Origin of the sequence: Sphingorhabdus profundilacus, assembly GCF_009769755.1 — a bacterium.
GTDB lineage: Bacteria > Pseudomonadota > Alphaproteobacteria > Sphingomonadales > Sphingomonadaceae > Sphingorhabdus_B > Sphingorhabdus_B profundilacus.
The window spans coordinates 1,517,925-1,531,450 of the sequence record NZ_SDWJ01000001.1 but is presented as its reverse complement, the minus strand read 5'-3'; the positions used below and the strand labels follow the sequence as shown (position 1 = coordinate 1,531,450).

Annotated in this window: 9 protein-coding genes; 2 read left to right on the top strand and 7 right to left on the bottom strand. The window is 55.5% G+C overall.

Annotated features, from left to right (window positions below; genetic code table 11):
* The first annotated feature begins 161 nt into the window (after window positions 1–161).
* Window positions 162–2,933, top strand: coding sequence for a TonB-dependent receptor (locus EUU23_RS07140; RefSeq protein ID WP_160353342.1), 2,772 nt, complete (start codon window positions 162–164; stop codon window positions 2,931–2,933).
* Window positions 2,934–3,024: 91 nt separating this feature from the next.
* Window positions 3,025–4,365 (top strand): alpha/beta hydrolase family protein, encoded by a 1,341-nt coding sequence (locus EUU23_RS07135; RefSeq protein WP_160353341.1) that lies wholly within the window; start codon window positions 3,025–3,027, stop codon window positions 4,363–4,365.
* 10 nt (window positions 4,366–4,375) lie between these two features.
* On the opposite strand, the gene EUU23_RS07130 is transcribed toward EUU23_RS07135, so the two are convergent.
* From EUU23_RS07130 to EUU23_RS07100, 7 genes are all read right to left on the bottom strand, one after another.
* Entirely contained in the window at window positions 4,376–5,119 is a 744-nt protein-coding gene (locus EUU23_RS07130; protein WP_281346872.1) for a SapC family protein, read from the bottom strand.
* Window positions 5,116–6,666 (bottom strand): tryptophan halogenase family protein, encoded by a 1,551-nt coding sequence (locus EUU23_RS07125; RefSeq protein ID WP_160353339.1) that lies wholly within the window; start codon window positions 6,664–6,666, stop codon window positions 5,116–5,118. The genes EUU23_RS07130 and EUU23_RS07125 overlap by 4 nt, the downstream gene beginning before the upstream one ends.
* A gap of 291 nt (window positions 6,667–6,957) precedes the next feature.
* Window positions 6,958–7,950 carry a P-type DNA transfer ATPase VirB11 gene (gene virB11 / locus EUU23_RS07120; RefSeq protein ID WP_160353338.1) on the bottom strand — a complete coding sequence of 331 codons (993 nt, stop codon included), beginning with the start codon at window positions 7,948–7,950 and terminating at the stop codon, window positions 6,958–6,960.
* The gene (gene virB10, locus EUU23_RS07115) at window positions 7,947–9,059 is read right to left on the bottom strand and encodes a type IV secretion system protein VirB10 (protein WP_160353337.1); all 1,113 of its coding nucleotides are present in this window, start codon (window positions 9,057–9,059) and stop codon (window positions 7,947–7,949) included. The genes virB11 and virB10 overlap by 4 nt, the downstream gene beginning before the upstream one ends.
* A complete protein-coding gene (locus EUU23_RS07110) occupies window positions 9,056–9,868 on the bottom strand; it encodes a TrbG/VirB9 family P-type conjugative transfer protein (protein ID WP_160353336.1) in 813 nt (270 codons plus the stop codon). The genes virB10 and EUU23_RS07110 overlap by 4 nt, the downstream gene beginning before the upstream one ends.
* Window positions 9,865–11,130, bottom strand: coding sequence for a type IV secretion system protein (locus tag EUU23_RS07105; protein ID WP_160353335.1), 1,266 nt, complete (start codon window positions 11,128–11,130; stop codon window positions 9,865–9,867). Before EUU23_RS07105 ends, EUU23_RS07110 begins: the two co-directional genes overlap by 4 nt.
* Window positions 11,097–13,523, bottom strand: a complete 2,427-nt coding sequence (locus tag EUU23_RS07100; protein WP_160353334.1) for a VirB4 family type IV secretion/conjugal transfer ATPase — start codon at window positions 13,521–13,523, stop codon at window positions 11,097–11,099. Before EUU23_RS07100 ends, EUU23_RS07105 begins: the two co-directional genes overlap by 34 nt.
* Window positions 13,524–13,526 lie beyond the last annotated feature (3 nt).

Below are 13,526 nucleotides of genomic sequence, written 5' to 3'. Positions count from 1 at the left end.
TGCGAACATGTTGCATTCGTTTTAGAATTTCAAAGTTCGAGCGAGTTGGTATTTACGAACGACCTTGCGAAGGAGAATTGGAGCCTATCTCCCTCTTCCGCATGGCGCTTTGTTACTTGTCGTCCGTTCATACGAAAATAAAAAATCTCTAGGAGGGTATTATGAGGATCAAGGCGCAATTATTATTGGGCATAGCATTCGGACTGTCTGTATCAACGGTAGCCTACGCCCAAGACGCCCCGGATACCGGAACGGCAGGTGCGGAAAGCGACGAAATCATTGTAACCGGCATCCGCGGTAGCTTGAGCAATTCGGCTGCCATCAAGCGCGATTCAAACGCGATTGTGGACGCCATCAGCACCGAAGACCTCGGCAAGTTTCCTGACTCAAACGTTGCTGAATCCTTGCAGCGCATTCCAGGTGTAGCAATTGACCGCAGCAGCGGAGAAGGTCGTTTCGTTACGGTCCGTGGTTTTGGTCCGGCATTTAATACCGTACTTGTAAATGGCCGTACATTCGCCAGTGACAATCAGGGACGCGAATTTAGCTTCGATCTTTTAGCTGCTGAACTGATCAGTGGTGCTGAGGTCTATAAAAGCGCGCAGGCACAATTGCAGGATGGCGGGATTGGGGCGACGCTCAATGTGAAGACGCCCCGGCCACTTGAGCTGGGCGGGTTTAAGGCGGTCTTCTCTGGTAAGGGGTTATACGAACGCAATAGCAAGAACGTTACGCCGCAACTCTTCGGATTGGTGAGCACCACCTTTGCAGACGACACGATTGGCATTTTGGCGGCTGTTTCTTACCAAAAGCGCGACTCAGAAGTTCGCTTCACTCAAAACCGGGGATATCTGCCCGGCTCTTCTGTAGGGCCAACCGCGACGCCGCTTTTTACAAATGTATTTGCGCCGCGTAACCAGGATGCCGGTCGGGACACGCAATCACGCGAACGGCTTGGGATCAACGTGACCGGGCAGTTCAAGCCCGTCGAGCAGCTTACGCTGACGGTCGACGGACTTTATAACAAATTCGATGTGAATTCGCGGGTTGAATCGCTGGGAAGCTGGTTCGAACCATCCAGCTACACGGCTGCGACGATTGATAGTAATCGGACGGTTACATCTTTGACGACCAATGGCGTCGGCGACCTTATTCAAACGTCGAACAATCGTTTTGTTAAAACCCGTGCCCTAGGTGGAAATCTGTCATGGGACGTCAATAGCAATTTGACTGTAAAGCTGGACGCATCCTGGTCGAAGGCCAATGACGATGCCGGCGGCAAAAATTACTTCACCGTCATCGGCATTCCTAGCCAATACACATTCCAGGAAGCAGTGGGCAGTGGCTTTCCATCAACAGTAAATTACTCTGGCGATCTTACAAATCCAGCACTTGGTCGGACGCATATTGCCTTGCGAACGGGTAATGACGAGGCCGAACGGGTTTTTGAGTATAAGCTGGATACCGAATGGAAATCCGACGGTGGCGTTTTGGACGCCGTGCGCTTCGGGTTGGTCAACACCAACCGCAAAAAGAGCAGTCAGACAATCGCAACGAACAGTAATACATTATGTCTGTATTGCGGATATAATGAGTTGTCGCAGCCATCATTGCTTAGCCCGCTGAACCTCGGTAGTTTTCTTGGTAACAAGGGTTCGGTCCCCACGGTTTTCCAGACTTATGATGCCAATGCCTATTTTGCATTTCTGGAGAGCCCGGCGCAAGCTGCTGCCCGTGACGCAGCGCGCGGTTTAGCGCCTGGAACAACGGCTGCCCTGTTGGCGGCAACCAATGGTTTCGATGCGGCGGTTCAACCCAATTCATTTTCGATCAATGAAAAGGTTTATGCCGGTTATCTAGATACGGATTTCAAGGGAACTTTGGGTTCGATGCCGTGGGTTGTAAATATCGGCGCGCGGTACATGCACACTGAACTAACCGCAAATGGCCAGCAGCAACAATTACTCGACCTGCTGCCTGTGCTCGGCGATCCTACCATCTATCAAGGCGTATTTGCCAATGGCGGAGTTCCTCAGGCTACTACCCAGAAATCGAGCTATGATTACTTCCTGCCTAGCATGAACATCAAGATCAATCTGACCGATGATATCGTCGCGAGGCTATCTGGATCGCGGACAGTGACCCGACCGCAGGTAAGGGATCTTGCTCCTCGGACCAATTTCGATGTGCTGCGTCCGGCAAGCCTCGATGCGAGCGGCGGTAACCCCAATCTCAAACCTTATACGTCGACCAATTTTGACCTGTCATTTGAATGGTATCCTTCGACGACGACAACGTTGTCGGCGGCGGTGTACTACAAGAATATCAAGGATTTCATTGTCCAGACCCGTTCCAATGAGGTTTTCACTATCGCAAACGCAGGGAACTTGCCGCTTGGCAACGGAATAACCGGTCCCAATCAGGCAACTTTCAGCGTCCGCCGTCCGCGCAATTCCGAGACTGCAACTGTTCGTGGTCTCGAACTCAACGCGGTTCACAGCTTCACCTATTTGCCATCCCCGTTGGATGGTTTCGGTGTTGCGTTGAATGCGACCTTTGTCAAAAGCAACGCCAGCTTCGATCAGGGGACCACGGTCACTTCCTTCGCGGTTGAAGGACTTGGCAATAGTTACAATGCTACAGCCTTCTATGAAAAAGATGGATTTGCAGCGCGGGTTGCCTGGAATCGCCGTGGCCGTTTCCTCGAGGCTCTTGTGACTCCAGGGCAGGGCGGCGACCCGGTCTTCCGCAGGGCATTTGAGCAAGTTGATATGCGCGCAAGCTATGACATTTTTGAATATGCTCAAATTTTTGTCGAAGGCACCAACGTGTTCAATGCTAGAAACATAACAACAGGACGGTTTGATAATCAGGTTCTTGATTATGTCGATACAGGGGCACGTTATGCAGCTGGTGTGCGCGTTTCCTTCTAAATAGCACAGGATGAATGTTTCAGCCCTTCTTTGGATAAACTCCAAAGAAGGGCTTTTTTCTGACGACACGGACGACGGGGTTGATAAGCCAATGACAAAAATGAAACGTGCCGTCGGAGTTCTGCTCGCTTTGATTTCCAGCGCGGCTTTGTCACAGCCCGCCGAACGGCAGCCCTATGCGGTACCACCGATGGACGCGCCGCAGCTTGCAGCAATTGGCCCGGACGAAATTGGCATGCAAACGGGTGAGATTGTTTTGCCCAATGTGGTGACTTTGACGACGTCAGGCATTACCCATGCGCCGCGAACAATAAAATATCGTGTCTGGTATCCATCAAAACATGCTCCGGGATCTATCCGGACAAGTTTCAAACATGCTTTGCCAAAGCCTGACGGCAGTGGGCTCCAGTTTGCTATCCCCAGTCTCGCTGTTGAAAATGCCGACATTGCCGGAAACCAGCGCCACCCGCTGGTCATTGTGTCACATGGCTATAATGGCTGGGACAGCTTCATGACATGGCTGACCGAAAATCTGGCCACCAAAGGTTATGTCGTCGTCGCCATCGACCATATGGACAGGCGTGCAACCGGCGGAGCGGAGCTGGCCGTTTCCTTTGGTAACGTCTTGATAAATCGCGCAGCGGATCAGCGCGCGGTAATTGAGTATTTTGCCTCGCGCGCGGCGGACGACAGGGACCATTTGGGTCGGGTTATCGATGTCAATAAAATCGGTATCATTGGCTATTCAATGGGCGGGTTCGGTGCTTTGGCCACCGCAGGAATGGACTACGATCCGGCAAGCAGCGTTTTCGCACAATTACCGGTTGAAGCACGAGCAGCCATTTTTGACAGTCAGGCGAAAGGCGCGCCTGTTGCTGCGAAAATCAAAGCGGTTGTTGCGCTCGCGCCCTTTGGCGGTCGCCCCGAAAGCCGTGCGTGGACGTCCGCGTCCCTCGCGAAGTCAACAAAGCCGATATTGGTCATCGGCGGCAGCGAGGATGATATTGTGGACACCAGGCAGGGTGTGTCCTGGATATTCGAACAGATGGTGGTTAAACCCAGACACTTGCTGTTGTTTCTCAACGCCCGACACAATGTCGGCGGCAATCCGCCACCACCCGAGGCAAATGATGATTTTTCCACGCGCGAATATTTTGCCGAACCGGTGTGGCGTGCCGAGCGTATCAACGCTATCAATCAGCACTTCATCACCGCCTTTCTTGATCTTCACCTGAAGGGAGACGCGGAGAAAGCGGTATTTCTTAATGTACCGACACGACAGAGTGGCGACGGCGTCTGGCCACTTTCACCGATGGAAAATGTGGGTGGTAAAAAGGCTAGCGCAAAGGAGAGCGGGTATTGGCCCGGATTTCAGCGGCGCTGGGCACTTGGATTGGAAATGCGCTACAGCAGCGCTGATGGCGCCCAATAAATCTCCGTCTTTATCCGGAAGTCATCTGTGTTCGTAACCCTATAATGTCCTGATCATAGTGGATATGGGATAGCTGCTGAATCCGGTTCATCTGACCCAATGAATTCATGATGATGTAGATCTTGTCCAAAAAATTCCGATGATGCAGATCAAGTATGGCGGTATCTTCAAGAGTGGACAATCGGGGCGGACTGATGGAGTAAAGTCCTTCGATCATCTCATTTTTCCCTTCGCTAAATTCCAGCGTCACTTCAATAGGCCGAAGCAAATTTAGGGCGACAAGTGTTGCCGTAAATTCATTGGCGGTATCAAGGTCGCATCGCAAATAATCAAACATAGAATGGATGCGAAGCAGCTCTGAAGTTTCGGAACAGTCGTCTGAATAGAGTGCCGTACCGGTATCCGTGGTGACAAGATCGCTACCTTCATCGATACATAAAGACTGATCCGAGCCACCCAAGTGGAATGGGGATCCTAAAACCGCGATCGGTAAATAGGTGGCTTGCCACTGTCCATTGATGAGGAAAAAATTGACCCTTGGTCGTAAACCGAACAACGCGACCAGCCGGAATTGGCCGCTTTCGGCATCCTTCATGAACAGCAACGGATAATCGGATGCCGCGATACCTGCTTCACTCAACCCGATTCGAACGTGGTCAAGTCCTTGCCCCCATGCCATGTCAGGTCCGGGCATTATGCGGACATCCCGGTGACGATCAGGGTTTAACAGGCCAAGCGATGTGGGATTTTTCAAACCGGTTGCAATCCATATTGATTGATTTTGTTCAGGAGTTCACGGTGCATCGGCATTTCGGCAACCGACTTCTGCCGTGACTGCGCGACAGTTGCGAAGCAATGCTTCGCCAGTTGTTCGTCAGGTCCAGAGCTCGGCAGTGCCGCATAATCTGCTTCGAAACCCATCCCGTGCATGACATATTGATAGCTCGGCCAAGAGAATATCTCTTTGTGATACGGGAAATCCTGCACACTTGGCGGGTGATATCGCCATAGTTCAAGGCGCTCCTTCAATCCTTCTGGGATCGATCCGGGGTTGCGATTGTCACGCCAGAACGCAGTATCATCCCGCTTTGTGAGAACATAATGCAGTTTCAGAAACTCGATAATACGCTCCCAATGATGCGTAAAAGCGGCATTAAACTGCTTTGACAGGACCGTCATTGAGTCGCGATTTTCAGGCAAGCGATCGGCAACGAAATCAACCGCCGTTTCAATAAGCATCAGCGCAGACGCTTCGAGTGGTTCCAGAAAGCCATTTGACAGTCCGACGGCCACACAATTTTTCACCCAGAAAGTTTCGCGGTGACCTGCGCGGATTTTGATCCGACGTGTTGATCCCTCGGCGCCTATCACACCGACATAGCGTCTCAGCGTTGCCTCAGCTTCGTCGTGGCTGGTGTGATTGCTCGAATAGACATAGCCTGTTCCACGGCGGGTCGGCAGACCGATATCCCATATCCAGCCTGCATCCTGGGCCGTCGATATTGTATGCGTTGCGACAGGTGCGTCATCCCGCTCATAAGGTACTTGCAACGCCAACGCATGGTCGGCGAACAAAATGTCATTGCAGGGCACAAACGGAACGCCATAAACGCCCTCGATCATCAGCGCCGCAAAGCCCGAGCAGTCCAGAAACAAGTCACCAGCGATAGTGCCATGCAACTTTGTTTCGATGCTTGATATATAGCCATCCTCAGATTGATTGATCGACGTGACATCATCAACAACGTGCCGCACGCCCAGCTTTTGCACACTGAATTCGCTCAATAGCTTGGCGAATTTAACCGCATCGAGATGATAGGCATAATTAGCCAACCCGCCATATTCAGGGGTAGTAATTGATTTTGGAGCGCGCCCTGCTTCGCATAAAGCAGCCTGGAAATCGACGGCATCGGCAAAATCCAAACCTTCCTTGATCCTGGTTCGGATCCAATGACTGGAAAGGTCTATTTGTGTTGCAGCATGCGGCGGGTTAAGCGGGTGATAATAGCCATCTTGCGGTGTGCCATCGGTCCAGCCGACAAATTTCGCGCCCTGCTTGAACGCACCATCGCATTGACGGATGAATTCGGTTTCGGAGATGCCGATTTTTTTGAGCGTGTTACGCATCGTTGGCCAAGTGCCTTCACCGACACCAATCGTGCCAATTGCCGCGGATTCGACCAAGGTTACGTGCACACCATCAGGATCGTCTGTGCAGTTTTTCGCAGCAATACGCGCAGCCGCAATCCATCCGGCGCTGCCACCACCAACGATCACGATATGCTTTATTCGATTGGTCATCTGATCCCCTAAATATCCTCCTAACGATAGAGACAAATTTGGCAGTTTGCCATCATTTTTAACGCGACATTGGGTGTGTATCATGCGTGTAGAATATCGCCATCGACCGCCCTATTTCATGCGATGCAAAGCTCATCAAGGCGTCTCATGCCGAGCTGATTAAGCCGGTGTAGTATCGATGGAGCACGGGGCTCGCGAAGATTGCGTTTCCCTAACTAATCAGCAGCTTCCCAATCTGGCGGCCACTGGTTCGGATCCAGTTGGGTGCACCAAATTGATCCGCACGCCTCTTCAGTCGCCCTTGAACTGGATATCGGCGATGGATCGCCGGCCGTTCTTGCGGTCAAGTTGCACGATGATGTCGATCATGGACCGCGCATAATCTATGGTGTCGTTGCGGCCCAGGCCCAGATCGGCCTGCATACACATCAGCGCCAGTTGTTCAAACGCGCCTTCTGTCGAGCTGGCGTGGATCGTGCTGATCGAACCGGGGTGGCCGGTATTGATGGCGCGCAGAAATGTGACCGTTTCCGCGCCCCTTAATTCACCGACGATCAGCCGGTCCGGACGCATACGCAGCGATGCGCGCATCAGTTCCTCGATGGTCACCCGTGCCTCACCCTGATCGCCCGATACGGCAACAAGGCCGATGGCATTGTTGCGGCCAAGTTTGATCTCGGGCGTGTCTTCGATGGCGATGACCCGCTCGTTCGACGGAATTTCCTTCAGCAGCGCGTTGAGGAGGGTGGTTTTCCCTGAAGATGTTCCGCCCGAAAGCAATATGGTCTTGCGGGCGGTAACTGCCTTTTTCAGGAAGGTCGACACGTCGCCTTTATCCAGCAGTGCCGATAAGGAAAGCCCGGATTTAGCTTGGTTCAACGAACCGGTGTGGCACTGCGCCAGATATCCATCCACGGTCATATCGTGCAGCACATGTTTGCGGATCGCTATGGCGACAGAGCCGCGCGTGGCGGGTGGCAGGACAATCTGGATACGCGCGCCGCCCGGCAGGATGGCCGCCAGCAAGGGGCTTTCACGGTTGATGCCCTGATGGCTGATCCGTGCCACCTGTTGCGCCAGACGTTCCAGCAATTGTGCATCGATGGCGGGCGCATCGTGGCGCTCCATCTCGTCTGCGCCCATGCGTTCAACCCAGACCTCTTGCGGTTGGTTGACCAATATTTCGGTGACATCGTCCGCCGACAGCCACGCTTCGAAAGGCGCGAGATAGCTGTTGAGATAGACATTGCCGCCTTCCCCGGAAACCGGGGTCATCATGTTCATTGGACGCCGCCGTCCGTGCCGGAGAAATCAAGGTCGCGGGCAATGAAAATGCGGATCGCTGTTCCTTGCGCGACCTTGACCGTGGGCGGAATGCTGATGTCGCGCTGCAGTGCGATACCGGCAACGCTTTTTGCATCATCCGCGGTCCGAACGACGACATCATTGTTGCCGCGTTGCAAAAGCCCAAGCCCTGATTGCACCACCGAAAGCAAAATGGCAGAACCGAAGCGTTTCAGGAAATGGCTATCCACTTTGCCGCCCAAACCTGCACGGCCCAAGGGATCGGTGACAGGTGAACCCAAAGATATGGTAACACCATCGGGACGGGTCAGCCGGGTCCAGACAATGAAGGCGCGTGATTGGCCGGCGGTAAGGCCGGACTTATATTGCCCGATCAGGCGGCTGCCGCTGGGTATCAGCACGCGGCGTCCGTCAAAGCCCATCACGTCGCGGCTAACAACGGCACGCACATAGCCGGGAAGGTCGGAATTGATCGCGGTTTCAAGGACCCCGGCAATGATCGCGCCTTGCGGGACGGTATAGCTGCTATTGGCGATACGTACCGCACGGGCAGGGGCGTTTTCGGCGGCTGCCACGCGGTCAGCGAACCTGTCATCGGCGCTGAGGTCATCGGCCTTGACCCCGGCCAGCCCAGGTGTAGGCGGCAATATGGCAGGGCCGCCTTTGGTCAGATCGACGACGACACCCGGTGCCAGCAGGCGGCTGGGTACTGGGGCTTGCGGCCCGATTACGCCCATTATAGGCGCACCTGCGGCGTCAACCGGGGGTGGCACCAGGGTAGGGGGCGGCAGTTCGGGCGGGCCGGGTAACAACACGGCCTTTGGTACCAATCCGCCCTGGGGCACGATATTCGCAACGGTTGATCCGGTTTGCTTGGCTGCTGTCTGGCTGGCGTCGCCCCGGCTGGTGGCCAAGGTGGTAAATGTCAGGATGCCGAGCAGGCCAATGCCGACAAAGCCCAGTTTTAGGCCCGGCGACAGCCCGGCAGGCATTGCGACGGGTGAAAGCACGGGCGCATTTGCGCTTTCCAGCGCTTCTGCCTGCATTTCGCTGCGCGGATCGGCACCCTCTGGTTTCAAATGGTTCATGGCTTTGCCTCCCGCGATTTGCAGCCAAATAATCCGCATTTCTTTTTGGCACGCGCCTTGGGTGCGTCGACACCCGGTGTCGGGGCCGCATAAGTGTCATTGAAAATGAATGTCACTTCCTTGCCCTGACGCAGCACAAATTGCGGGGCGATTTGTTCGACCACGACATAAGGACCGCGGATCGCGAAATTGACGATGCTTTCACCGGCATCGGGCGTGATGCTGAAAATCGCAGGGGTTGCTGCGCCGGTTGCGAACCGGAAATAAGTTGCCTTGCCGTCATCGAATACCTGATCGGGTACATTTGCCTTTGCCCCATCATAGCTATAGGCGCGGTTCCACAATTCCGGAGGGGTTGCGATGATGGGCGGTGCGGCGACATTTGCTGCCGCATCTACCGCCTTGACCGGGTAGGTAAAGCGGACGGCATAGACGACCTGACTGGGCGGAACACGCAGCCCAGACTTTGCCACCAGTTCAAGATTATAGCGGCGCATATTGGTGATGATCGACATGTTCGTGGTGTGCGGAATGCCGACGGGCTTTAGAAACATGACGGTGCCCGAGCCGTTGGGCGTGACCTGCCATCCCGATGAATCGCCAATTCCGACGGTTTCGATCCGTTCGCCGACATCGAATTCCAGCGACATCTGGTACCCGGTGTGGCCAATCAAGCGGATAACACCATTGGGGTCATAATTGACGTATCGGATATTGGGGGCAACCGCGCCGGGCTTGGCAGACTGGGCAAGTGCCGGGGTCTGCAATATCATGCTGGCTAGCAGCATTATGAGAATTCTTCCAGTCATGCGGCGTTCCTGATGGATTTTATCGGGGCACGAACAGCAGTCACGCGACCCCGGGAAATGCGACGATCGGTTTTCATATCGTCTTTGCGGTTGGATATAGTTTCGGATTCAAAGCGACGCGGCAACATTATTGCGCGCTGGTTTGAGGTTCCGGCTGATGACGAAGCCAGCGCCGTGCGTTCGATGGCGCTCACCATATTTTGCATACGCTCATTATAGACCATTTGCGAACCTTGCGCCTCGACGGCCATTGTCGGAACAGGGCTGTGCAGATTATCGGGCAAAGATTGCGAACCGAATGACAGCGTCCATCCGCCAACGATGGTCCGTCCGATGCGGAATAGCTGGACGGATACCGCGACCGTAATCAGCACGATGACCAATATAGTCAGCGCGGCCCGCAGGGAGAAAATCCCCTGATTGGCCGACACATACATTTCGGTCAGAACCGGCTCGATTAGCGCCGTTGCGCCCGCTGCGGTCATGATCGCCATGACGGGTATCACCGCCATTAACACCGCTGCCCGCGCCCAGCCAAGGGTCAGCCCGCGTGTGACCGAAAACAGACCGAGCACCGCAAATATCGGCCCCAGCAAAAGCAGAAGTCCCAATATGATCTTGGCAACAACCAGCACACCTGCCGATGCCAACACCAATAATAGCGCGCTGAGCATCAGCATATTGGGGCCCAGCGAATCCTTGGGCGCGATGATGGCCGTGATGCCAGCCGCGGTCGTCGGCGGAAGCGCAGCGGCGTCCTTGGCTTCATCTGGTGCGATATTTTCGGGGCGCGCGTCAAATTCTGTCCAGGCATCGGCCAGATCGACCATTCGGCCGGACAGCATATCCACGCGCTGGTTGACGCTGCTGCTTTGACCGGCGGACGGATTGACGGCGTTGACAATTTCCTGCGGGCCGTCGGTGAGTACGTCGTAGACAAGTATCTGGTAGGTCGCCCAATTGCTGGTCAGCGCAAGCACCGCGCCAATCAGTAGCATCCGCGGCGCCATTTCGCCCATGCTGAGCGAGGAGCGGCCGAAGATCAGGCGGTAACCGACGATCGCGACGTAAATGGTGAGCGCGATTGTCAGCGCATAGCCGAATACGCTGCCGGGGCCGAGCAAATTGGCGTAACCGGCCTGCACCGTCGACTGCATATAGCAATCCACGGTGTTGACCATGGTTTCGGCCGAACCTGCTGTGGCGTTTATGGCGGCGCATTTCGCCATCAGCCGCGCGTTCCTGTCCTGGTGTTTTGCCACAGGGCCGACGGGCCCTCTTCGGCGGCCTGCAGCAATTGCGGCATCCAGTCGGATGGCGCATCGCCATGGGCATCGCGCAGCTCGTCCAGTTTGCGGACGCTGCTTTCGCGGCCGGACAGGACAGTCATCGCATCGGGCATGTCGCCCATGTCGAGGCGGGCGACAACGCTGTTGCCGCTCTGTTTGACCAAAACGCAGCGCAAATGTTCGGGCAGCGAGCGGACGAGATCAAGCTCATGCTCGGTCAATCCGAAACCGTCGCAATAATCCGACGCCTGCGCCTTGGGATTGCTCATGAACAATTGCGTGGCCGACTGTTCGATGATGGTTGCGGCGATCTTGCTTTCGATGGCGTCGCTCGCGCTCTGCGTTGCAAATCCGACCACGCCGTTGCGTTTCCGGATTGTCTTCATCCAGTCTTTCAGGCGGTGCACAAAGATTTCATCGTCCAGCGCCTTCCATCCTTCGTCGATAACGATCATCGACGGTGTGCCGTCCAGACGTTCGTCCACGCGGTGGAACAGATACATCATCGCCGGTGTCCGCAGCACGGGATTGTCGAGCAGCGATGTCATGTCGAAACCGGCGGTGCGGGTGTCAAGGTTCAACTCGTCCCGCACATTGTCGAACAACCATGCATGCTCGCCTGCGCCATACCAGGGCGCAAGCCGCGACGCGAGGTCACCACGCACAGGGCGCGCGCCACCGGCGAGAAGCTCGACGAGATAGCGCAGTTGGCGGTGCTCCATCGGCTGGTCGAAATTGGCCTCGACCGCGCTGGCGATGATCGCATTCTCATCGGCGGTCAGCTGACCGCCCATCGGCGTCAGCATCTGCGACAACCATTGCCTCAAAAACGCCTGGTTGGCGGCGTTGCTCGGCAATTGCAGCGGATTGAAACCCGTCGGATTGCCCGGACGCAGCACATCATAATGGCCGCCAATGGCGCGAATAAAGATTTCCGCACCCCGGTCTTTATCGAAGAAGAAAGTGCGCGGATTGAACTTTTGCGACTGGGCAATCAGGAAGTTCAGCACCACCGTCTTACCTGATCCCGATGGACCGATCAGCGTGAAGTTGCCCAGATCGCCGCTGTGCAAGTTAAAGAAATAGGGCGTGCTCGATGTGGTTTCGAGCACGGTAATCGGCTCCCCCCATGGCCCACCTGCAGGCGCGCCGATGGGAAATCCATGCAAGGAGATGAGCCCCGACAGATTGGCGGTCGAAACCAGCGCCTTGCGGGCGATGAATTCTGCATTGCCCGGAAACTGGCCCCAGAATGCGCTTTCCAGATTGAGATCTTCGCGCACCGACACTGCGCCAATGTCGGCGAGTGATGCCTGCACATCTGCGACCGCGGCGTCGAGCGCGGGGAGGCTGCCGGCGCGGACATGGACGCCTAGATGATGCTCGCCATAGGCGGCAGCGCCACCGGTCAGCTCATCTTTTGCGCCCAACAGACCTTGCCGCAAAGTGGTGGTTTCATCGGACGCCGCGCGCAAACGGCGCAAGGCCAATCCAATCCGCTCGTCAGCTATCTGCCGATCCACAAAGGCAAAGCTTTCGGTCAGCGTCAGTTCGTGCGGCAAGCGCAGCACATTGTCGAGCATGCCTGGGCTGGTTGTTGCGGGATAATCCTTGATCGAAACGATCGCGCCAAAACGCGAGGTCTCCGCACTCGATCCCTTCAGATGCAGCGCATCGAGGCCAAAGCTGATGCGTTTGTAGGGAAGATAGTGTCCGGCATCGCCCGTGGGTTCGAGCAATGGCTGCATTTCGCCATTGTAAAGCGCCGATAAAATTTCGAGCGGTTCGGAACAGATGCCGCTCGCACCCTGATAGCGTTCCAGAACGCGCGGGCCATAGCGGCTGAGTGCGGACAGAAGATTGGTGCGTGCGCTGTCCAGTTCGCGCAGTTCGCGGGCCTGTTCGGCAAGCTTCTCTTCCGGCGAGCGCTTGCCGCTGCCCCATTTGGTCAGCCGTTCGACAAAGCCGACCTTGCCACGGGCGGGTCGGCGGACCAGCATCAGAATGATGTCGTTGATGTAAAGCTGTTTGCCGCGCAACCGTTCCTGCCATGCGGCGTCGAGGTCGCGGGCGAAGCCCTCGGGCTGGGGCGTCGTCAATTCGGCGGCCACACGGCGCCGGATGACATGGCAATAGAGCATCAAATTGGAATTCGCGATGCCGCGCATCACGACATCGCGCACGGCAGCCATGTGGTTCAGCGTCTCGCTATCGGCGGTTTCGAACGCGATACCGTCGATCTGGATCATCTGTATCAGCTCACCATTGCGGGTGGCCAATGTATGGTCATTGAGATGGCCGGCGTAGGGCAAACGGTCCCCAGCGCGCGGGTCCAACTTGGCCAATTTTTGCGAAGAAAGCTTCATAGG

Bases quoted from the DNA above. Each gene is read 5' to 3' on its own strand.
- EUU23_RS07140 (WP_160353342.1), top strand. From the start codon at position 162: ATGAGGATCAAGGCGCAATTATTATTGGGCATAGCATTCGGACTGTCT.
- EUU23_RS07135 (WP_160353341.1), top strand. From the start codon at position 3,025: ATGACAAAAATGAAACGTGCCGTCGGAGTTCTGCTCGCTTTGATTTCC.
- EUU23_RS07125 (WP_160353339.1), bottom strand. From the start codon at position 6,666: ATGACCAATCGAATAAAGCATATCGTGATCGTTGGTGGTGGCAGCGCC.
- virB11 (WP_160353338.1), bottom strand. From the start codon at position 7,950: ATGAACATGATGACCCCGGTTTCCGGGGAAGGCGGCAATGTCTATCTC.
- virB10 (WP_160353337.1), bottom strand. From the start codon at position 9,059: ATGAACCATTTGAAACCAGAGGGTGCCGATCCGCGCAGCGAAATGCAG.
- EUU23_RS07110 (WP_160353336.1), bottom strand. From the start codon at position 9,868: ATGACTGGAAGAATTCTCATAATGCTGCTAGCCAGCATGATATTGCAG.
- EUU23_RS07100 (WP_160353334.1), bottom strand. From the start codon at position 13,523: ATGAAGCTTTCTTCGCAAAAATTGGCCAAGTTGGACCCGCGCGCTGGG.